Origin of the sequence: Ruminococcus sp. Marseille-P328 (assembly GCF_964249465.1) — a bacterium.
Classification (GTDB): Bacteria; Bacillota; Clostridia; order Lachnospirales; family Lachnospiraceae; genus Blautia_A; species Blautia_A faecis.
Genome location: NZ_CAXUBQ010000024.1, coordinates 42,759 through 64,068, shown reverse-complemented (window position 1 = coordinate 64,068; position 21,310 = coordinate 42,759). Strand labels below are relative to the sequence as shown.

Sequence of the window (21,310 nt, the reverse complement as noted above, 5' to 3'; positions counted from 1 at the left end):
CAACTGTTATGGATGAAACCAGATTTGATAAAATAGAAATTAAAGAACTGGAAATTTTTGCCAACCATGGTGTCTATCCGGAAGAAAATGTACTTGGACAAAAATTTGTTATTTCTGCCACCCTCTTTACCCACACACGTCAGGCCGGGTTAACGGACGATCTGTCTGCTTCTATCAATTACGGGGAAGTCAGCCACATGATTACAGATTTCACCAGAAAACATACTTTTAAGCTTCTGGAAGCGCTTGCAGAAAATCTTGCAGAGATGCTGCTCGACTCTCTTTCCGGTCTGGAACAGATCACACTGAAAATTGAAAAGCCATGGGCTCCTGTTGGTCTTCCACTGAAAACCGTATCTGTGGAAATCACAAGAAAATGGCATACTGCATACATTGCTTTTGGCTCTAATATGGGAGATAAAAAGCTGTTCATCGACAATGGGATACGTGGTTTGAATAAAACAAAAGGATGCCGGATAGAGGCCGTTTCTGATTATCTTGTAACAGAACCTTATGGTGTTACCGATCAGGATGAATTTCTGAATGGAGTTTTGAAAATGCGTACCCTTCTTTCACCGGAAGAATTGCTGGAACGTCTTCATCAGCTGGAACAGGAGGCAAACCGGGAACGTATTATTCACTGGGGTCCTCGTACTCTGGATCTGGATATTCTCTTTTATGATCAGGAAATCATTGATACTGCAGATCTTCACATCCCCCATCCGGATATACAGAATCGTGACTTTGTGCTGGCTCCTATGAACCAGATTGCCCCTTACCTCAGGCATCCTGTACTAAATCAGACAATTTCACAGCTTTTAAATATTCTTCTTTGCCGCTAAACGAACATGTCGCCTACCGGCGACATCACATATGAAAGTCAGCTGTTCCGCGCCTATGACGCTCCCACAGCTGCCGACCGCATTCGTAATCCGTGCTATCACGCCACCGTACGGTTCCGTATACAGCGGTTTAACCAACTTAACAAGTGACAATCTAACATTGGGGCTGCCGGAAAACAGGCAGCCCCTTGTGTAATAATTCGCATCTGCTGTCAGGAAGTGAGACGCTGTCCGCAATATTCACAGTTGCACAGGCGGCCTTTTATTATCTGATTCTTTGCACCGCAGCTGGGACAGGTAACTGTAATATAAATCTTCTCATTCACACGTCTGTTTGGTGCAGTAATCAATATATAATTTTCTTCTCTGTCTATCTGAATATTTCGAATATACCCTTTGGCAATCATTTTTTCCAATTTCCTTACAGCATCTTTTCCCATCTCAGTCTCAAACTTCTCAAATGAGAGCGTGCTCTGGGCATAAGATTCAAACCAACAGGCTATTTCTCTGGCTTTTTTCTTCTTCAATGCTTTCTGGATTTCCCGGAAGGTGGGATACAAAAATAACAATCCCAGTATAATCTCCGTTGCTGCCATTCCCCAGCGTCCTTCACCAATATATTTCTCTGCTGCGCCAATAGCTCCCAGAGTAAAAAGTATACAGAAGCCACAAAGAACCCATTTCAGTTTTCCTAACACTCCTGTTTTTTTATTCTTTTCTGTTAAAAAATCATTCATGTCTGTTTCCTCTTTCCCCAATTAATCAATCTCCGTTATATACGAAAGCCTGTTTAAAAAATCATTCCTGCAATCTGCACGCCCTGATGAATCTTCTGTCAGCATATACCAAAATCCGTCTGTCAGCCAGCTCCCAGCAAAAGCCACGCATCGCCTAACGGATCGTAATAATAAACCACATTATCTCCTGCCGCATAATATTTTTCTTTTGTAAAATGTTCCTCATGATCTGTCCCTATAACAAATACCGGACAGTTTCTTCCCTCAATATACTCCTCCGTACCGGTATACCACAGGGACATTCCAAGACCAAGGTAATAACTAACTTCGTCTGTTTGCGCAATCAAGTCCCTGGCAATATTTATATCCAATGAATAATCATACTCTGATTGATACTCATCCCAATCATAATATATTGAAAAATCATAGCAGTAGGCTTCCGCTGGATCATTGTCGTTCCATCTGCAGTTATCGTTATTTTGCCATCAGCATACTCACATTCTACCGTTTGATTGCTATAAGTCATCAACAATTTATCATTTTCTATTTTCCACTCTGATTGATCTGCCTCTGGTTCTTCCCCACTGTAAGACGTTATGGTTTCCATCTGACCGCCTTCTTTAATATCCACGGTCACTTCCATTCCCATTACTCCTGGATGAAACAAAATGTCTCCACCCATGGAAAGCTCATTTACATACCAGGTTCCAATAACATCCTTTTCTTCAAGTGCATAAGCATTCACGCTCATCAGGCCTGTCATTAAGACTCCAACTGTTCCAGCCACCCACAGTCTCATTTTTTTGTTCATAAAAACATCTCCTTTCTTGTTATTATCGTGTTTTTTGTTATTTTCATTATACGTGAATGCTTTCCTATTTGCACTAGCACTTCTGACAGTAACTGAACCGATCGGGTACATCGAATATTAAGCAACCGCCATATTGACTTGTCTGATTTTTCATCTGCTGCGCCTACGTCAGTCACCGTAGCCACCCAGAATTTAATCCACACAAGAAAAGCCTGTGATACCACCCTTTTCAGGCAGTATCGCAGGCTCACTTTACGCTACGACATAATAAACATTACATGTTTATATTATATATTTATAATGCGGACTTGCCGCGAAAAATTCTTATTCCTCTGTTCCGTACAGAGTGATCAGCTTCTGCAGATACTCGTATCTTGCCTTAGCCTCGGACTGGTTCTTAGCGAACAGTCTGGCAGCTTTCTCTGGATTCTGACGCTGTAAGGAGTTGTAACGAACCTCACCGTTCAGGAATTCCTGATAATCTGTCATATCCGGTGCTTTGGAATCAAGGCTGAACTTGCTTCCCTCAGCAGCTGGGTTGAAGCGGAAGTTGTGCCAGTATCCACACTTAACAGCAAGCTCTTCCTCTGTCTGAGCTTTTGACATACCTTTCTTGATACCATGGTTGATACATGGAGCGTATGCGATGATAAGTGATGGTCCCGGATAAGCCTCTGCCTCTGCAATTGCTTTGATAGCCTGGTTGAAGTCAGCTCCCATAGAGATCTGAGCAACATATACATAACCATAGCTCATTGCGATAGAAGCCATATCTTTCTTCTTGGTCTCTTTACCGCCAGCTGCGAACTGTGCGATCGCACCTGTAGGTGTAGACTTGGAAGACTGTCCGCCTGTGTTGGAGTAAACCTCTGTATCGAATACCATAACGTTGATGTCACGTCCGCTTGCGAGAACATGGTCAACACCACCGAATCCGATATCGTAAGCCCATCCGTCACCACCGAAGATCCACTGGGATTTCTTAGCAAGGAAGTCTTTCTGTGTAAGAATGTCTTTTGCTTTGTCGCATCCGCAAGCCTCAAGAGCTGCAACCAGTTTCTCTGTTGCTGCGCCGTTGGTAGCACCGCATGCGAAAGTATCCAGCCATTCCTGACCAGCAGCTTTAACGTCTGCATTGTCACCGTTAGCTACAACATCTTCAATTTTTGCTTTCAGGCCATCACGGATAGCTTTCTGAGCAAGAAGCATACCATAACCGAACTCAGCATTATCCTCAAATAAGGAGTTGCCCCATGCAGGACCCTGTCCCTTAGCATTTACGGTATATGGTGTAGAAGGTGAGGAGTTACCCCAGATAGAGGAGCATCCTGTAGCGTTTGCAATGTACATTCTGTCACCAAACAGCTGGGTGATCAGTTTTGCGTAAGGTGTCTCACCACATCCAGCACAAGCTCCTGAGAACTCAAGAAGCGGCTGTTTGAACTGGCTTCCCTTAACAGTTGTCTCTTTGAATTTAGCGATAACGTCTTCTTTAACCGGAAGAGTTACACCGTAATCGAAGTATTTCTGCTCTCCCATGTTTGCTTCAAGGTTTTCCATAGCAAGTGCCTTAGCACCTTTCTTGCCTGGGCAGACGTTCGCACAGGAACCACATCCTGTACAGTCAAGAGCGGATACAGTCATTGTGAACTGATACTCATCTTTCATACCAGTCATTGGTAATGTCTTGATTCCCTCTGGAGCATTTGCAGCCTCTTCAGCTGTAAGAGCTACCGGACGGATAACTGCGTGCGGGCAGACATAAGCACATCTGTTACACTGGATACAGTTCTCCGGATTCCATACAGGGATATTTACAGCGATACCACGTTTCTCGTATGCAGCAGCACCGGATGGTGTAGTACCGTCAACATAATCTTTAAATGCAGATACAGGCAGTGTATTACCTTCCTGAGCATTAACCTTAGCCTGGATGTTGTTAACGAAATCAACAACTTCCTGACGTCCCTCTGTAGCGTGAGTCATATGAAGACCCTCGTCTGCAGCATCTTTCCAGCTCTCTGGAACCTGAATCTCAACAACCTGCTTAGCACCAGCATCGATAGCTGCCCAGTTCTTCTGAACAACATCATCACCTTTACGTCCGTATGTTGCTTTCGCAGCAGCCTTCATAAGCTCGATAGCCTGCTCCTCCGGAATGATTCCGGTAAGTTTGAAGAATGCGGACTGAAGGATTGTGTTGATACGTGTTGGTCCCATGCCAGTCTCAATACCGATCTTAACACCGTCGATGGTGTAGAATTTGATACCGTGGTTAGCGATGAATGCCTTAACCTGTCCTGGAAGATGTTTTTCAAGACCTTCCATATCCCATGCACAGTTCAGAAGGAATGTACCGCCGTCAACCAGTTCCTGTACCATGTTATATTTGTTCACATAGGACGGATTGTGGCATGCTACAAAGTTTGCTTTGTGGATCAGGTAGGTAGATTTGATCGGTTTCTTACCAAAACGAAGGTGGGACATTGTAACACCACCTGACTTCTTGGAGTCATAATCAAAGTATGCCTGAGCGTACATATCTGTATTGTCACCGATGATCTTGATGGAGTTCTTGTTAGCACCTACAGTACCATCAGCACCAAGTCCCCAGAACTTACAGTTTGTTGTTCCCTCTGGAGTGGTTACAAGCGGAGCGCCTGTCTCAAGGGAAAGGTTTGTAACATCATCAACGATACCAAGAGTAAATTTCTCTTTCTCAGCATTGTCATAAACAGCTACGATCTGAGCCGGTGTTGTGTCCTTGGAACCAAGTCCGTAACGTCCGGAGAAGATCTTAACGCCGTCAAATTTGCTGTTCTTAAGTGCAGCAACAACATCAAGATACAGAGGCTCGCCCTGAGCTCCTGGCTCTTTTGTTCTGTCCAGAACTGTGATCTGTTTAACTGTCTCAGGAATAGCATCGATAAGAGCCTGTGCGCAGAATGGTCTGTAAAGACGAACTTTAACAACACCAACTTTTCTGCCAGCTGCCATTAAGTAGTCGATTGTCTCCTCGATCGTATCGTTTACAGAACCCATAGCTACGATAACGTGCTCTGCGTCTGCTGCTCCATAGTAGTTGAACAGCTTGTAATCAGTACCGATCTTAGCGTTAACTTTGTCCATGTACTCCTGTACGACTGCCGGAAGAGCATCGTAGTATGGGTTACATGCCTCTCTTGCCTGGAAGAAGATATCCGGGTTCTGAGCGGAACCTCTCTGACATGGATGGTTCGGATTCAGTGCGTGATCACGGAATGCCTGGATAGCGTCCATATCTGCCATATCTTTCAGGTCTTCATAATCCCATGTCTCAATCTTCTGGATCTCGTGAGATGTACGGAATCCGTCGAAGAAATTGATGAATGGAACTTTTCCCTTGATTGCTGCAAGATGTGCTACCGGAGTAAGGTCCATAACTTCCTGTACGGAAGACTCACACAGCATTGCACAACCAGTCTGACGACAGGCCATAACATCGGAATGATCTCCGAAAATGGAAAGTGCGTGGGAAGCAAGTGCACGAGCGGATACGTTGAATACACCCGGAAGCTGCTCACCAGCGATCTTGTAAAGGTTCGGGATCATCAGTAACAGACCCTGGGATGCTGTATAGGTAGTAGTAAGGGCACCAGCTGCAAGAGATCCGTGTACTGCACCAGCAGCACCAGCCTCAGACTGCATCTCTGTTACCTGTACTTCCTGTCCAAAGATGTTCTTTCTTCCCTGGGTTGCCCACTCGTCTGTAGCCTCAGCCATAACAGATGAAGGGGTGATCGGGTAAATTGCAGCTACATCAGAAAAAGCGTATGATGCATGAGCGGCTGCATGGTTACCATCCATGGTTTTCATCTTTCTTGCCATAGTTTGTTTTTCCTCCTTAAAGGTATGATGAAAATAATATTTCTAGACACAATGTGTCTAAAAGTCCATATGACATTATAGCATAATCTTCCAATGATGTCTATTTTGATTTTTGTATATTATCACATACAAAGATTACCAGTAAGCATAAAAAAAGCCAGCCAGATACTCCTTTATGGAGTCTGACCAGCTTTTTAGCATATTACATTTCCGGCATGAGAACTTCCTGAAGGGATTTTCTCTTAAGCATTTCCCACACCCCCTGCTGAATCTCACAGAGTTCTCTGTGCATGTAGCAAGGAAGATGATCTCCTTTTCCATCTGTTGGACACTCATAACCTGAAGCCATACATTCTATAATGAACAAATCCGGGTCAATAGCCTTATATACGTCAAACAGAGTCAGTTCACCAAGTGATTTATTCATGGCATATCCACCATGGACTCCGCGATATCCTTTCACAATACCGGCTTTCTGAAGTTTCTTTAGTATCTTATAGGCAAAGGGAGCGGTAATGGATTCCTTCTCGCAGATTTCATTAACGCTAAGGCGAGTTTCCCCTGACAGTGCCCGAAGAACTCTTGCTGCGTAATCGCACTCTCTTGTAATAAACATGTCTGTACCTTCTCCTTACTGGACACAAATCATACTGATTCTTATATTATGTCCCTTTTCTTCTCTTCCCCTCCCAGTATGTTCAAATTATAGCAATTTTCAACTTCTATTTCAATAGTTTTTTAATTTTTTTAACATTAATTTCACACTATTTTTAGTTATCGACCGTTTTTAGACGTTTATTTATTTCCAGGCAGATTTCTTCCGCTGTCCGATTGTCTGTTTTTATAACAAAGTCTGCAGCAGCTTCATACTTGGGACGCCTTGCCTCCATCAATTCTTTTATGTATTCCGGATTCATATTTTTTTCCAGAAGAGGTCTGTTGTGGCTGCCTTTCACTCTTTCGTAAACAGTCTCTGGTTCTGCTGTCAAAAGAACAATCGTTCCATTCTTCTTCATCTCATCTACATTGCACTGACGCATTACAGTTCCTCCGCCACACGATACTACGATATTATCCATGGCAGAAATTTTTTTTACAAGTTCGGTCTCCAGATTCCGAAAATATTCTTCCCCTTTTTTTTCAAAAATTTCTGGAATGCTCATTCCCTGTTCCTGAACAATCTGCTCATCCATCTCAATTTTGTCAAAACCGCATACCTCATGCAGGCAATTCAGGATCATACTTTTACCGGTTCCCATAAAACCGGTAAGATATATCTGTTTCTTCGGCATAATTTTTCCTCCAGTTGAATGCCAGGGAAGCAGCACCGTACACTACCTTTTAGAAAAAACTTCCGGAGCTTTTATTCATTCTGGCATTATATTCAGCCATTATAACAGCGGCTTTTTTTTTTGTAAAGTCTAAGGTTTTTGGATTTTGTAAGTTTTCTCCATGTTTCTGCTGTAAAACAGCCTTTAAACAAGAAATAATTGTTGCAAATTTGCCAGTTTACGATAAAATGAAAATCGGCTATACTTATCATTATATGTGTATTTATAAGGATAACGTTTTAATATAGGAGGAAAATATGATTTCAGCAAACAATATTACTTTGCGAGTTGGAAAGAAAGCTCTTTTCGAAGATGTCAATATCAAATTTACAGAAGGAAACTGCTACGGTCTTATTGGAGCCAACGGTGCAGGAAAATCTACATTTCTGAAGATTCTTTCCGGCCAGCTGGAGCCTACCAAGGGCGACATTGTGATCACACCAGGACAACGTCTCTCTTTTTTACAGCAGGATCACTTCAAATATGATGCCTATACAGTTCTCGACACTGTAATTATGGGTAACCTTCGTCTCTATGAGATCATGAAAGAGAAGGAAGCCATTTACGCCAAGGAGGATTTTACCGACGAAGACGGAATCCGTGCCAGCGAGCTTGAAGGTGAATTCGCAGAGATGAACGGATGGGAAGCAGAATCCGATGCTGCTACTCTTCTGAACGGTCTTGGAATTGACACTGAATTCCACTATGCACAGATGGCTGACCTGACCGGTAGCATGAAGGTCAAGGTTCTTCTTGCACAGGCACTTTTCGGAAATCCTGACATTCTGCTGCTGGATGAGCCTACCAACCATCTGGATCTTCCCGCGATTGAGTGGCTTGAAGAATTCCTGATCAATTTTGATAATACTGTTATCGTGGTATCCCATGACCGTTACTTCCTGAACAAGGTTTGTACACAGACTGCTGATATTGATTATGGTAAAATTCAGCTGTACGCAGGTAACTATGATTTCTGGTATGAATCCAGCCAGCTTCTGATCAAGCAGATGAAAGAAGCAAACAAGAAAAAAGAAGAGAAGATCAAAGAGCTCCAGGAATTTATTTCCCGATTCAGCGCTAACGCTTCCAAGTCCAAGCAGGCAACCTCCCGTAAGAGAGCCCTTGAGAAGATCCAGCTGGATGACATGCGTCCTTCCAGCCGTAAATATCCCTACATCGACTTCCGCCCAAACCGTGAAATTGGAAATGAAGTTCTCATGGTCGAAAATCTTTCCAAAACCATTGATGGCGTGAAGGTTCTGGATAACATTTCCTTCACTCTTGGACGTGAGGACAAGGTTGCTTTCGTTGGTGCCAATGAGCAGGCGATCACTACTTTCTTCAAGATCATCACTGGAGAAATGGAACCGGATGAAGGTAATTACAAATGGGGAATCACTACCACCCAGGCTTATTTTCCCAAAGACAATACTCAGGAATTCGATAACGATCTTACGATCACAGACTGGCTGACACAGTATTCTGAGATTAAGGATGCCACTTATGTACGTGGTTTCCTTGGACGTATGCTCTTCCCTGGTGAGGATGGTGTGAAACGTGTCCGCGTACTTTCCGGTGGTGAGAAGGTTCGCTGCCTTCTTTCCAAAATGATGATTTCCGGTGCCAACATCCTGATTCTGGATGAGCCTACTAACCATCTGGACATGGAGTCCATCACTGCATTGAACAATGGTCTGATCAAATTCCCGGGGGTAATTCTTTTCACCTCTCATGATCATCAGTTTGTTCAGACAACTGCAAACCGTATTATGGAAATTCTTCCAAATGGTACTATGATTGACAAGATCACTACTTATGACGAATATCTTGCAAGTGATGAGATGGCTAAAAAGCGCCATGTCTTTGAGATTACTGAGGAAGACGCTCAGGATAATTAAAGCGCGTTTGAAAAGTCTTTTCGCAAGATGTACCGCACAAATTTTCCAAACGCATTCTTAAAAAGCTCCTCCTGCCAAATCAACTGGCAGGAGGAGCTTTTTGCAGATATCACTGTTTACTTTTCTAGAGCGTGTTTAAAAAAGGGTTCAGGGTTTATTTACTGTTTCCTGCATATCCGCTTACCTTGATATAATCAGACGGATAGTAATAAGTTACATTGCCTTTCTTCGTGGTCAGAACACCTGTATAGGATCTTCCGGCAGAGCTCTGTGGAATCAGCATAAAATGATACTTGGTTCTTCCATTGGTAGTCAGATATTTTCTCTTATAGAGTTTGCCGCCCTTCTTATTGGTGTAGCGTCTGAATGCCACATACTTGGACTTGAAGCTGTAATTTTCATAAGAGGTTGTGTTTAATCTGCGATTAATGTTAGCGCCCTTCTTAGCTGCAACAATTAATGGTAAAGTAGAAAGATTGCTTCCGGTTCTTGTCATCTTGATCCACTGACCTTTCTTGATGGTCCTTGTGTTCTTCAGTGGACTATGGCTGGAGCTCTGGTATGCTGCTGTAATCTTGCTCTTGGCATTCGGTGAGGTGATTTTCACGCTAAGTTTCACAGAACCTGATGTAACCTTAAGGCAGGCGATCATTCCTTGATTGGAAGAGGTGCTGCTCTTAATGTATGTGTTGTTAATAATCTGGCCAGAATCTGTTCTGGCGCCCTTCAAAGCTTCTGCTTCTCCGCCATATGCATATACAATATCATATCTGGTGCCGGAACTCTGCGGCTGAATGCGGTAACTGTAATTCGTAATCGCATTTGACTGAATATTGGTATTCAATAAATGAATACATCTGCCTGCTTTTACTGTGATTGGTTTAAACGATTTGGTTGCCGCTGATACCGGCAAGGTACAAAGCATGGTCATAGCAGCCGCTGCGACCCCGATCAATAGTTTCTTAAACTTCTTTCCTTCTCTCATAAATCCTCCTTGCTGCTCGTCTTGCGAGCTTAATATAATACATTTGCTGGTGGCTTTTGCTTACCGAACCCTTATCAGGAACACTTTATCATTTGTTTCTGATTCGCACTGCTGACTGTGCCAGAGTGTGTTTGAAAAAGGCATTTGGCATATAGCAGCATGCAGTGTTTTCTTTATAAATATTTTAGCATATTTCGCTTTGTTTTCTGTAAAATATATGTTTCTTACTCTTCTGCTGTGATTGCAGCCAGTTTGCCGCCTGTCACTTTCAGAAGATCCGCTACCGGCACTTTCAAGGTCAGGCCGATTCTCCCCCCGCTTACATAAATTTCCTGAAAATTTCCTGCCGAAGCATCAAAAACCGTGGGAAAAGGTTTCTTCATTCCAATAGGGCTGCAGCCACCGCGAACATAGCCTGTGATCTTCGTAATATCTTTCACATGGATCATATCAACTGCCTTCTCTCCTACTGCTTTGGCAGCTGCCTTACGATCCACTTCTTTCTCAATCGGAACTACAAATACATAATATCCGCCGCTTTTCCCTTCCATCACAAGCGTTTTAAAGGACTGCTCATAAGGTGCTCCTGTAATATCCGCACAATGGATTCCATCAATAAATTCATCACATTCATAAGCAAGTGTTTCATACTTTACCTTCTGTCTGTCCAGCATTCGCATTGCATTTGTCTTTGCTTCTTTTGCCATTTCGGGTCAACCTCCTGTAATGTATTGGCATAGTAAAGTTTTACCATAGAATTATGTTTTCGTCAATGGAATCTGTCGGGCTGATTTTGTCCCAGAAAAAAAAGGAGGGCCAGGACTTATCAAAAAGTCCTGGCAAGTATGAGAAAGAAAATATGATCTATACGATTAAAAAGGTTATCGCCTTTGTTTGATTATTAATATACCTGGAATCTGTGATGAAATTGTGAGGGAGATTTGATGGGTTTGTGAAAATTTCTGTGAGTAGAAGTCAAATTTTAGCACCCACATTATATGATATGAGTGTCAAAAGGTCTTTTGACACTCATTTGATACCCGGATTGCTACGCAGCTACGCTGCTCCCGCAATCCTCCAAATATTCGAAATCCGCTGATTTACTGCGTAAATCGCTACTTTCTCATATTTGGCGTGTCCCAAGCTCAAAAGCCTTATCGTGCAAGCACGAACAGCTTTTTTGACCTTTTGACACTGGTATCATTATATATATGCATTCAGAATTCCACTCTCATTTTGCCCACGCGAAATTGTTTGTGTGGACATGACGCAGGCAGAGCCTGCATGTTAACTTTGTGGATAAAAAATGAGCACCCTGTATTTTGTACAGAGTGCCCAATTTTATTGCTATATAGCAATTATAGTTTATTCAATTATTAGAACTTACCAGCCTTAGCAGCTTCCTCAACAGAAACAGCTACAGCAACAGTAGCACCAACCATCGGGTTGTTACCCATTCCGATAAGACCCATCATCTCAACGTGAGCCGGTACGGAAGAGGATCCAGCGAACTGTGCATCAGAGTGCATACGTCCCATAGTATCTGTCATACCGTAGGAAGCAGGACCTGCTGCCATGTTGTCTGGGTGAAGAGTACGTCCTGTACCACCGCCGGAAGCAACGGAGAAGTATTTTTTACCCTGCTCGATACATTCTTTCTTGTATGTACCTGCAACCGGATGCTGGAAACGAGTCGGGTTAGTGGAGTTACCAGTGATGGAAACACCAACGTTCTCGTGATGCATAATAGCAACACCTTCCTGAACATCATCTGCACCGTAGCATTTTACAGTAGCACGAAGTCCGTTTGAATATGGTTTCTCATAGATTACGTTTAATTTAGCTTCTTTGTAATCGTATTTTGTCTCAACAAATGTGAATCCGTTGATACGAGAAATGATCTGGGCAGCATCTTTTCCAAGTCCGTTCAGGATAACACGTAATGGTTTCTGACGTACTTTGTTTGCTTTCTCAGCGATACCGATCGCACCCTCAGCAGCTGCGAAAGACTCATGTCCTGCTAAGAAGCAGAAGCACTCTGTCTCTTCCTCAAGGAGCATTTTACCAAGATTTCCATGTCCAAGACCTACTTTTCTGTGGTCAGCAACAGATCCAGGAATACAGAAAGCCTGAAGTCCTTCTCCGATAGCTGCAGCAGCGTCAGCAGCTCTCTTGCAACCTTTCTTGATTGCGATTGCAGCACCTACTGTGTAAGCCCATGCAGCATTCTCAAAGCAGATCGGCTGAATTTTCTTAACCTGGTCATATACATCAAGACCAGCGTCTTTTGTGATTTTCTCAGCTTCTTCGATAGAGCTGATTCCATAGCTATTTAATACAGAATTGATCTGAGCAATTCTTCTCTCATATCCTTCAAATAATGCCATTTCTGTTCGTCTCCTTTCGCTTGTGGCTTACTCTTTTCTTGGGTCAATAATCTTAACAGCATCAGCTACACGGCCATACTGACCTTTTGCCTTCTCCCATGCAGTGTTAGGATCATCACCTTTTTTGATAAAGTCAGTCATTTTTCCAAGAGAAACGAACTGATATCCGATTACTTCGTTGTCTTCGTCAAGAGCAATACCTGTTACATAGCCCTCTGCCATTTCCAGGTAACGAACTCCTTTTTCCTTGGTAGCGTACATTGTACCAACCTGGGAACGAAGGCCTTTACCAAGGTCCTCAAGACCTGCACCAACAGCAAGACCGTCATCAGAGAAAGCACTCTGAGTACGTCCGTAAACGATCTGAAGGAACAGTTCTCTCATTGCTGTATTGATTGCATCACAGACAAGGTCTGTATTTAATGCTTCAAGAATTGTCTTACCCTGAAGAACCTCTGCTGCCATAGCTGCAGAATGTGTCATACCGGAGCATCCGATTGTCTCAATAAGGGCTTCCTCGATTACACCATTCTTAACATTTAAGGACAGTTTACAGGCACCCTGCTGAGGAGCACACCAGCCTACACCATGTGTAAAACCAGAGATATCTTCAATTTTCTTTGCATGGACCCACTGGCCTTCTTCCGGGATCGGAGCTGGCTCATGTTTTGCACCCTTAGCTACTGGGCACATGTTTTCAACTTCAGTAGTGTAAATCATTTTAAGACTCCTTTCAGTGTTGATTACTTAATCGTTGTTAAAGACCTAACAACCTAGTGTTATTTTCTCACAAAATCCTTCATTCGTCTAGTCATATTTTGCAAAATTTACGAAAAAGTTGTCGGTACCATTTATTGAACTTGTCTTGTAGAAATTTCATTTTCATGATAAACTACATAAGAACATTCCGATCACAGCTGCCACCTGGAATTTTCATAGCAAAAAGCATCCGGAAATACTTTATATTCAAAACAGGAGGACTTACATAGATATGTCATCGCAAACCTCAACTTCTTTTATGCCCGAAAAACTGAGAATCCTAAGCGGAAGTACCCTGAAGATGCTGGCTATGGCGATTATGCTGATCGACCATACCGCTTCTTTCCTTCTGCGTCACTACCCGCCAGCCATTGCACCCTGGTTTCAAATAGGCAGCACCACTTATTCCCTATACCGGGTAATGCGTGACGTGGGGCGTGCAGCTTTCCCTATTTTCTGTTTCCTGCTTGTGGAAGGATTTCTTCACACCCATAACCGTTTTAAATATGGAAGAAATCTTCTGATTTTCGCCTGTATTTCAGAAATCCCATGGAATTTTGCACAAAATGGCACTCTGCTGTATCCAGATAAGCAGAACGTTTTTTTCACCTTATTTCTGGGATATCTTGCATTCTGCCTGGTCGAACGCTTTGAAAAAAATGCTTCCATGCAGCTTTTCTGCATGTTGTTGCTTCTTGCAGTCTCCTATTTTCTCAAAGCAGATTACGGATATAAAGGCTTTGTATTTCTCCTGATCATGTACTGGCTGCATCAGCACAAACCTGCACAGGCAGTTATTGGAAGCTGCTGGCTGATCTATGAATGGAAGGCTTGCTTTGCTTTTATCCCTTTGAATATGTACAATGAAAAACGAGGATTTATTCAGGGGAAATGGGTAAAATATCTCTTCTATGCTTTTTATCCGGTACATATTGCTATACTGACCGTAATCCGCAAGATGTGGTTTGGAATTTAGAACAGCTATGATATAAAAATTATTTATGGACATGTCCAGAAAAAACGGCTTGACAGAATTCATTTTCTGCCAAGCCATTTTATTATACTAGAGCCTGTTTGAAAAATCATTCCCGCAATCTGCACGCCCCACTTTGCGGGAGATTTCACCCGAATTCGGTTGCCGTAGCCCGCTACGGCGCCCTCATCCGGGCGAAATCTCCCACAAATTGTGACGCGCATCTTGCAAAAAGCCTTTTTCAAACACGCTCTAGTTTAATTCTTTGTTACAATCTCGTCTTTATTCTTATAAATGCTGTTTGCCGGAACGCATCCACGTACTGGAGAAAGCGGATAAATGTTAGTGTTTCTTCCAATCACAGTTCCCGGATTCAGAACCGAACCACAGCCAACTTCTACATGATCTGCCAGCATGGCACCAAACTTCTTAAGTCCTGTCTCAATCTTCTCCTCGCCGTCTTTTACAACAACCAGTTTCTTGTCTGACTTTACATTGGAGCAGATGGAACCTGCACCCATATGGGATTTGTAACCCAGTACAGCGTCTCCTACATAATTGTAATGGGGAACCTGCACATTGTTAAAAAGGACTACATTCTTAAGCTCTGTGGAGTTTCCCACTACACAGCCCTCTCCTACAAGAGCTTTGCCGCGGATAAATGCACAGTGACGCACTTCTGTATTCTTGCCAATGATGACCGGTCCGTTAATGCAGGCGGTAGGTGCAACCTTGGCAGATTTCGCAATCCAGATATCCCCCTCCAGATAGTCATATTCCTCTGGATCCAATGTTTTTCCCAATTTCACAATGAAATCACCAATCTCCGGAAGAACTTCCCACGGATAGGTTTTCCCCTGGAAAAGCTCTCCTGCGATGGTCTGGGTCATATCCAGCATGTTTGCGATGGTAAAATCTTTTAACATAATACATCCTCCTCATATAAATCTAATTTAATGAATGATTTCCTTTATTCCCAAATCTGTATCAGAGCGTGTTCTGCCTTTTTTCACAGCAGTTTCCCGCTCCGGCTTCTTATAATACTGCGCAGCTGCATCAAAAAACTGCCTCAGCGCATACTGAAAATGACTGTCCTCCACCTGTTTGGTACGAATCCTTACAAAGTGCTCCAGCTTATCCATATATTCCTGCTCTGTAATAGATCCCTCTGCTACATAGGTAAGTCCCTTCTCCCAGCTGGCAGTCAGTTCCGGGTTCAGAAGCTGACGGATAGAACAGTTTACCACATCATAAATCATTTCTCCCTGAAGGGTAGGCGTGATCACCTGGGTTTTCTTATTCAGAGACAGATATCTGATATTAAACAGCTTCTTCAAAATCTCTGCTCTGGTGGCGCTGGTACCAATTCCGCTTCCCTTGATCTGTGAACGAAGATCCTCATCCTCGATCAGCTGACCTGCATTCTCCATTGCCAGGATCATAGAACCGGAATTGTATCGCTTCGGTGGAGATGTCTCTCCTTCCTTGATACCAAGACCATTTATGTTTAGTATATCACCCTTTTTCAGTTTCTGCAATGCAGCTAACAAAGCTTCGTCGCAGGAAACCTCACCTTCTCCTTCACTTTCGGGAGTTTTTCCGGAAGCTTCTGCCATACTCTTTTTTGCAAAAGAATTTGCAGCAATCTTCAGATACCCTTCACTAAGCAAAACTTTAAAAGAAGAAAAGAAAGATTCATTCTCCATTTTCGTCACAAGGCTTACCTTCTGATAAACAGCCGGTGGATAAAAAATGCTTAAAAATCGTCTCACAATCGTCTCATACACCCGCTGTGCTGTCAGAGAAAGTCCCTTTAGTGCGCCAAGTCCCTGGCCAGTAGGAATAATAGCATAATGGTCTGTAATCTGTTTGTCATTGGTGTAACGTGTCTTCGCGATATTTTTGTATGCGCCAAGCTCTAACGCACCTTGCGCAGCTTCCCCGGCCTGAGGATAATTCCGAAGCCCGGAAATATTCTTATAAATCTCCTTTGCCACAGCTGTCGATAAAACTCTGGCATCTGTTCTGGGATATGTGACCAGTTTCTTTTCATAAAGATCCTGCACAATGGAAAGAGTCTCATCCGGACTGATCTTGAACAGTTTGGAACAGACATTCTGAAGCTCTGCCAGATTAAACAGAAGAGGCGGATTCTTATTTTCCTTCTTTCGCTCAATCTTCTCCACCGTACATATAAGAGGCTGCTGTGTACTTAATTCACAGATCAGCTTCTGGGCATCTTCTTTTTTCTTAAAACCATTTTCTTTATATAAAACAGGGGACTGGAAATAGCGGCTGCCTTCTACAGCTCTCCACTCTCCTTCAAAGCTTTCTCCTTCAAGAGCAATGCTGCTCACAACTCTGTAAAAAGGTGTTTTCACAAATGCGCGGATTTCCCGCTCGCGGCGAACTACCATCCCAAGGACACAGGTCATAACCCGTCCAACGGAAATTGCCTGGTATTTGCCTCCAAGATAATTGGTTACGCTGTTTCCATAACGCAAAGTCAGTACACGTGAGAAATTAATTCCCATCAGATAATCTTCTTTTGCCCGAAGATAGGCGGCTGCGGCAAGGTTATCATATTCTGAGATGTCCTTTGCCTCACGGATTCCCCGAAGAATCTCTTCTTCAGTCTGGGAGTCGATCCACACACGCTTCTGCGTCCTGTCCTTCACTCCCGCCATCTGTGCTACCAGGCGGTAAATATATTCACCTTCACGCCCAGAGTCGGTACACACATAAATGGTATCAATATCAGGTCTGTTTAAAAGCCCTTTCACGATCTGGAACTGTTTTTCCACGCCAGGTATCACTTCGTATTTAAAATCATGCGGCAAAAAAGGCAGGGTATCTAAACTCCACCTTTTGTATTTCATATCATATTTCTCAGGATAGCTCATGGTGACCAGATGTCCCACACACCAGGTCACCACGCAGGTATCAGACTCGATATAGCCATCCCGTCTTTGTCCGCCAGATTTTAAAGCTTTCGCAAATTCCTGAGCCACGCTGGGCTTCTCTGCTATGTATAAAGCTTTTGACATATTATTTATCTGCGCTCATCTTTCTTAATGGCCATGCCAGTAAAAGAGCACCTCCCACCATATTTCCAATGGTTACGATCAGCATACTCTTCAGCATGAGACCAACGGAAAGGCCATCTACCAGACCAAGGCTTACTACAAAAATTCCCATGTTTGCAATGCAGTGCTCAAATCCGCTGAAAACGAATGCAGAGATACACATTACGATCATAAGGAATTTACCGGTTTCACTTTTCAGCTTAATTCCGCAGAGTACACCAAGACATACGAAGAAGTTACACAAAATTGCACGCATGAACATCTGTCCCATAGGGATCGTCAGCTTGTTGTTAATAAAGCCTGCGAAATAATCTGCTGAGCCGGATGCACCTGCTCCTACAAAAAGAAGTGCCATAATTGCACATCCAACGAAATTGCCAAGGTAGCTTACCAGCCATACCTTGCCTGCATCCCCCCAGGATACACTTTTGTCAAAGGCGCCGAATGCCATTACCATGTTATTACCGGTAAACAGCTCGCCGCCAACCAGGCTGATCAGAAGAACAGCAATGGAGAACACTACAGCTCCAAGAAACTTGCCCCAGGCAGGATCTGATCCTGAAAATACACTTCCTATAACATTGCTGTAAATAACTGCCACATCAATAAAGAAACCAGCCATTACAGCCCGAAGAAAGTACTTCAGGAAATTGCCGTTCAGCAGCCCGATTTTGTTTTTGGCTGCGTTTGAAAGTTTTTGCACATCTTCATAGTTCATAAAAAACACCTCCGTATTGTTTTTTACAATTATAACACTTTGATGTATTTTTCACAATAGAAGTTGATAATTTTTTATCAATTAGGAACTATTTCACAAAAACAAGATGTTTCTTTTGTAAATTAATTACCCGTCCAATCACAGCACAGGGAAGCGACAGAGAAGACAGTCGACTAATTGCCTTGCCCGCATCCTGAGAATCTATACTCAGGAGAAGCCCTCCGGAAGTCTGCGGGTCAAATACTATATCCTCACGGGCAGCAAGCTCTGCTTCATTTATGATGGTTTCACTTCTGCCTGTTTCATTTTCCACAGCTTCACACCTGGTCTTTTCCAGCCAGAAATTCTCACTGCTTTCCCCACTGTGATTCTTCCATGAAAACTCGCACTCTCCCCCTGCAAATTCCCGATTGCGGTATGCACCTGCAGGAATAAATCCCATAGAAGCATAGTCAAGTGCTCCTTTCATAATCGGCAGGGAACCAAGAGAAATACAAAGGGTCTTCCCACTTCCCTTCGCCATTTCCAGGGCATGTCCGGCAAGACCAAAACCTGTTACATCCGTGCAGGCATGAATCTGCAGATCTGCCACTTTATCTCTGGCATACCTGTTCAAAGTCGCCATCACAGAAGCTGCATAGGCAGTCTCTTCCTCAGATGCCATCTCTCCTTTCACTGCAGTAGAAAGAATTCCGGTTCCAAGAGGCTTGGTAAGGATCAGAACATCTCCAGTCTCTGCTCCAATATTTTTCCACATTGAGGCAGGATTTACAAATCCGGTAACGCACAAGCCATATTTCGGCTCATCGTCCTGAATCGTGTGTCCTCCCGCAAGAGAAGCACCAGCCTCCATTACCTTGTCTGCACCTCCCCGCAGAATCTCGCCCAGAATCTCCGGATCAAGACAATTAGGAAAGGCTGCAATATTCAATGCCAGCTTAGGCTCTCCACCCATAGCATACACATCACTTAACGCATTTGCCGCTGCGATCTGTCCGAAAGTATAAGGATCGTCCACGATCGGTGTAAAAAAATCCACGGTCTGGATCATGGCCAGATCATCAGATATACGATATACAGCAGCATCGTCGGAAGATTCCGTTCCGACCAGTAAATTCGAATCATAAAACTTCGGCAGCTTACCCAGAACCTGGGCAAGGGTCCCCGGACCTACTTTCGCCGCTCAGCCAGATGTATGAGAATACTGGGTAAGGCGGATTCGCTCTCTGTCGCTCATGGACTCACCTCCTGTCAGTTCTAGAGCGTGTTTGAAAAAGGCTTTCTGCAAGATGTGCGTCACAATTTGTGGGAGATTTTGCCCGGATGAGGGCGCCGTAGCGGGCTACGGCAATCGAATTCGGGTGAAATCTCCCGCAAAGTGGGGCGTGCATATTGTGGGAATGATTTTTCAAACAGGCTCTAACGTGCTATCTATTTTAACATGAATCTCCCCTATCGTAAACGGTCAGTTTTTTATTTTAGTTGTTTATCTGCTACTATTCTTGAAAAAGGTGCAAGATGTACGTCATAATTTGCGGTAGATTTCACTCGAATTCGTCTGCCGTAACGGGCTACGGCAGACGAATTCGAGTGAAATCTACCACAAAGTGGAGCGTGCTGATTGCCGACTATCCCCAAAAAGGGAGAATGCCGCCATATCCGGCAGCATTCTCCCTGCATTTATTCACTCTTCAATTTATTTCGCCTGGATATATCCCTGCGCCTTCAATGTCTCTGCGCAAAGAACAGCACCGCCTGCAGCACCTCTTACAGTGTTGTGGGAAAGTCCAATGAACTTCCAATCGTAAACAGTATCCTCGCGAAGTCTTCCGATTGATACACCCATTCCGTTCTCGAAGTTCACATCCTCTGTAACCTGTGGACGATTATCCTCCTCAAGATACTGAATGAACTGCTTCGGTGCGCTTGGAAGATTCAGTTCCTGAGGAACTCCCTTGAACTCTACAAGTGCTTTTACAAGCTGCTCTTTCGTAGGTTTCTTTCTGAATTTTACAAATGCAGCTGCAGTGTGTCCATTCAGGATCGGCACACGAACGCACTGACATGTGATAACAGGCTCTTTCGCCGGAACAATCACGCCGTCCTCAACTTTACCCCAGATACGAAGTGGCTCTTTCTCGCTCTTTTCTTCCTCGCCACCAATATATGGAATGATGTTATGCTCCATTTCCGGCCAGTCCTTAAATGTTTTTCCAGCTCCGGAAATTGCCTGATATGTAGTAGCAACTACTTCATATGGCTCAAATTCTTTCCATGCAGTAAGTGCAGGTGCATAGCTCTGAATAGAACAGTTTGGCTTAACAGCGATGAAACCTCTCTTTGTTCCCAGACGCTCTTTCTGATGTTTGATAACTTCGAAATGCTCTGGATTGATTTCCGGAATTACCATCGGCACATCAGGTGTCCATCTGTGAGCGCTGTTGTTGGAAACAACTGGTGTCTCAGTCTTGGCATATGCTTCCTCGATGGCTTTAATCTCGTCCTTGGACATATCTACAGCAGAGAATACAAAGTCAACAGTTGACGCAACCTTCTCTACCTCATTTACATTCATAACAACAAGCTTTTTCACTGCTTCCGGCATTGGAGTATCCATTTTCCATCTGCCTCCTACAGCGTCCTCGTAAGTCTTTCCAGCACTTCTCGGGCTTGCTGCAACAGTTACAACTTCAAACCATGGATGATTCTCTAACAGGGAAATAAATCTCTGACCCACCATTCCGGTAGCACCTAAAATACCAACTCTAAGCTTTTCACTCATAATATTCTCTCCTCATTCTTTCCTCTGCGTACATGTGTATTTCTATGACATACTATACCATGTTCTGAGAAAATGCAAGTACTTTCTTAAATTTTATCATATTAAAGCAATAAATTTATCTGATTTACCAAAAA

20 protein-coding genes and 1 pseudogene are annotated in these 21,310 nt (G+C 43.4%); 5 read left to right on the top strand and 16 right to left on the bottom strand.

The window, feature by feature from the left end; translation table 11 throughout:
• Positions 1-8: 8 nt before the first annotated feature.
• The gene (gene folK / locus ACESTK_RS16045; RefSeq protein WP_373120228.1) at positions 9-842 is read left to right on the top strand and encodes a 2-amino-4-hydroxy-6-hydroxymethyldihydropteridine diphosphokinase; all 834 of its coding nucleotides are present in this window, start codon (positions 9-11) and stop codon (positions 840-842) included.
• A 212-nt stretch (positions 843-1,054) separates the two neighbouring features.
• Here the strand turns inward: folK and ACESTK_RS16040 are convergent, their stop codons facing one another.
• From ACESTK_RS16040 to ACESTK_RS16015, 6 genes are all read right to left on the bottom strand, one after another.
• Positions 1,055-1,579 (bottom strand): hypothetical protein, encoded by a 525-nt coding sequence (locus tag ACESTK_RS16040; RefSeq protein ID WP_173719453.1) that lies wholly within the window; start codon positions 1,577-1,579, stop codon positions 1,055-1,057.
• 122 nt (positions 1,580-1,701) lie between these two features.
• Positions 1,702-1,950 (bottom strand): hypothetical protein, encoded by a 249-nt coding sequence (locus tag ACESTK_RS16035; RefSeq protein WP_243243789.1) that lies wholly within the window; start codon positions 1,948-1,950, stop codon positions 1,702-1,704.
• Positions 1,941-2,390 carry a hypothetical protein gene (locus tag ACESTK_RS16030; RefSeq protein ID WP_373120227.1) on the bottom strand — a complete coding sequence of 150 codons (450 nt, stop codon included), beginning with the start codon at positions 2,388-2,390 and terminating at the stop codon, positions 1,941-1,943. The genes ACESTK_RS16035 and ACESTK_RS16030 overlap by 10 nt, the downstream gene beginning before the upstream one ends.
• A 324-nt stretch (positions 2,391-2,714) precedes the next feature.
• Positions 2,715-6,257: a pyruvate:ferredoxin (flavodoxin) oxidoreductase gene (gene nifJ, locus ACESTK_RS16025; RefSeq protein ID WP_195588995.1), complete on the bottom strand. Its 3,543-nt coding sequence runs from the start codon at positions 6,255-6,257 to the stop codon at positions 2,715-2,717.
• Positions 6,258-6,459: 202 nt separating this feature from the next.
• Positions 6,460-6,873: an Rrf2 family transcriptional regulator gene (locus tag ACESTK_RS16020; protein WP_118581465.1), complete on the bottom strand. Its 414-nt coding sequence runs from the start codon at positions 6,871-6,873 to the stop codon at positions 6,460-6,462.
• A gap of 154 nt (positions 6,874-7,027) precedes the next feature.
• Positions 7,028-7,549: a shikimate kinase gene (locus ACESTK_RS16015; protein ID WP_148462237.1), complete on the bottom strand. Its 522-nt coding sequence runs from the start codon at positions 7,547-7,549 to the stop codon at positions 7,028-7,030.
• 296 nt (positions 7,550-7,845) lie between these two features.
• Between ACESTK_RS16015 and ACESTK_RS16010 the strand changes: the two genes are divergently transcribed.
• Positions 7,846-9,486, top strand: coding sequence for an ABC-F family ATP-binding cassette domain-containing protein (locus ACESTK_RS16010; protein WP_118581462.1), 1,641 nt, complete (start codon positions 7,846-7,848; stop codon positions 9,484-9,486).
• A gap of 154 nt (positions 9,487-9,640) precedes the next feature.
• Here ACESTK_RS16010 and ACESTK_RS16005 read toward each other — a convergent pair whose 3' ends face one another.
• The 4 genes from ACESTK_RS16005 to ACESTK_RS15990 all read right to left on the bottom strand — a co-directional run bounded on the left by ACESTK_RS16005 (position 9,641) and on the right by ACESTK_RS15990 (position 13,578).
• Positions 9,641-10,471 carry a hypothetical protein gene (locus ACESTK_RS16005; RefSeq protein ID WP_373120226.1) on the bottom strand — a complete coding sequence of 277 codons (831 nt, stop codon included), beginning with the start codon at positions 10,469-10,471 and terminating at the stop codon, positions 9,641-9,643.
• A gap of 224 nt (positions 10,472-10,695) precedes the next feature.
• Positions 10,696-11,178, bottom strand: coding sequence for a Cys-tRNA(Pro) deacylase (gene ybaK, locus ACESTK_RS16000; protein WP_118581456.1), 483 nt, complete (start codon positions 11,176-11,178; stop codon positions 10,696-10,698).
• A gap of 669 nt (positions 11,179-11,847) precedes the next feature.
• On the bottom strand, positions 11,848-12,858 hold the full coding sequence (locus ACESTK_RS15995) for a GGGtGRT protein (protein WP_118581437.1): 1,011 nt from the start codon (positions 12,856-12,858) through the stop codon (positions 11,848-11,850).
• Positions 12,859-12,885: 27 nt separating this feature from the next.
• Positions 12,886-13,578 (bottom strand): iron-sulfur cluster assembly scaffold protein, encoded by a 693-nt coding sequence (locus ACESTK_RS15990; RefSeq protein WP_118581434.1) that lies wholly within the window; start codon positions 13,576-13,578, stop codon positions 12,886-12,888.
• Between the two features lie 271 nt (positions 13,579-13,849).
• Between ACESTK_RS15990 and ACESTK_RS15985 the strand changes: the two genes are divergently transcribed.
• Positions 13,850-14,593 carry a TraX family protein gene (locus tag ACESTK_RS15985; protein ID WP_187565583.1) on the top strand — a complete coding sequence of 248 codons (744 nt, stop codon included), beginning with the start codon at positions 13,850-13,852 and terminating at the stop codon, positions 14,591-14,593.
• Between the two features lie 59 nt (positions 14,594-14,652).
• Here the strand turns inward: ACESTK_RS15985 and ACESTK_RS15980 are convergent, their stop codons facing one another.
• Positions 14,653-14,835: a DUF6783 domain-containing protein gene (locus tag ACESTK_RS15980; RefSeq protein WP_373120224.1), complete on the bottom strand. Its 183-nt coding sequence runs from the start codon at positions 14,833-14,835 to the stop codon at positions 14,653-14,655.
• Here ACESTK_RS15980 and ACESTK_RS15975 point away from each other — a divergent pair.
• Positions 14,752-15,078 (top strand): annotated as a pseudogene (locus tag ACESTK_RS15975) (DUF6783 domain-containing protein); the annotation flags it as partial. The gene ACESTK_RS15980 and the pseudogene ACESTK_RS15975 sit on opposite strands and share 84 nt — an antisense overlap.
• A gap of 465 nt (positions 15,079-15,543) precedes the next feature.
• Here the strand turns inward: ACESTK_RS15975 and ACESTK_RS15970 are convergent.
• From ACESTK_RS15970 to selD, 3 genes are all read right to left on the bottom strand, one after another.
• Positions 15,544-17,637: a DNA topoisomerase gene (locus ACESTK_RS15970; RefSeq protein WP_187565585.1), complete on the bottom strand. Its 2,094-nt coding sequence runs from the start codon at positions 17,635-17,637 to the stop codon at positions 15,544-15,546.
• 1 nt (position 17,638) lies between these two features.
• Positions 17,639-18,394: a formate/nitrite transporter family protein gene (locus ACESTK_RS15965; protein ID WP_118581426.1), complete on the bottom strand. Its 756-nt coding sequence runs from the start codon at positions 18,392-18,394 to the stop codon at positions 17,639-17,641.
• Positions 18,395-18,482: 88 nt separating this feature from the next.
• Positions 18,483-19,631 (bottom strand): selenide, water dikinase SelD, encoded by a 1,149-nt coding sequence (gene selD, locus ACESTK_RS15960; RefSeq protein ID WP_243243638.1) that lies wholly within the window; start codon positions 19,629-19,631, stop codon positions 18,483-18,485.
• On the opposite strand from selD, the gene ACESTK_RS15955 reads away from it, so the two are divergent.
• Positions 19,630-19,839, top strand: coding sequence for a DUF6783 domain-containing protein (locus ACESTK_RS15955; protein WP_373120223.1), 210 nt, complete (start codon positions 19,630-19,632; stop codon positions 19,837-19,839). The genes selD and ACESTK_RS15955 overlap by 2 nt on opposite strands.
• A gap of 28 nt (positions 19,840-19,867) precedes the next feature.
• Here ACESTK_RS15955 and ACESTK_RS15950 read toward each other — a convergent pair whose 3' ends face one another.
• A complete protein-coding gene (locus ACESTK_RS15950; protein ID WP_373120222.1) occupies positions 19,868-20,074 on the bottom strand; it encodes a DUF6783 domain-containing protein in 207 nt (68 codons plus the stop codon).
• A gap of 16 nt (positions 20,075-20,090) precedes the next feature.
• Positions 20,091-21,176: an aspartate-semialdehyde dehydrogenase gene (asd, locus tag ACESTK_RS15945; protein WP_118581417.1), complete on the bottom strand. Its 1,086-nt coding sequence runs from the start codon at positions 21,174-21,176 to the stop codon at positions 20,091-20,093.
• Positions 21,177-21,310: the final 134 nt, after the last annotated feature.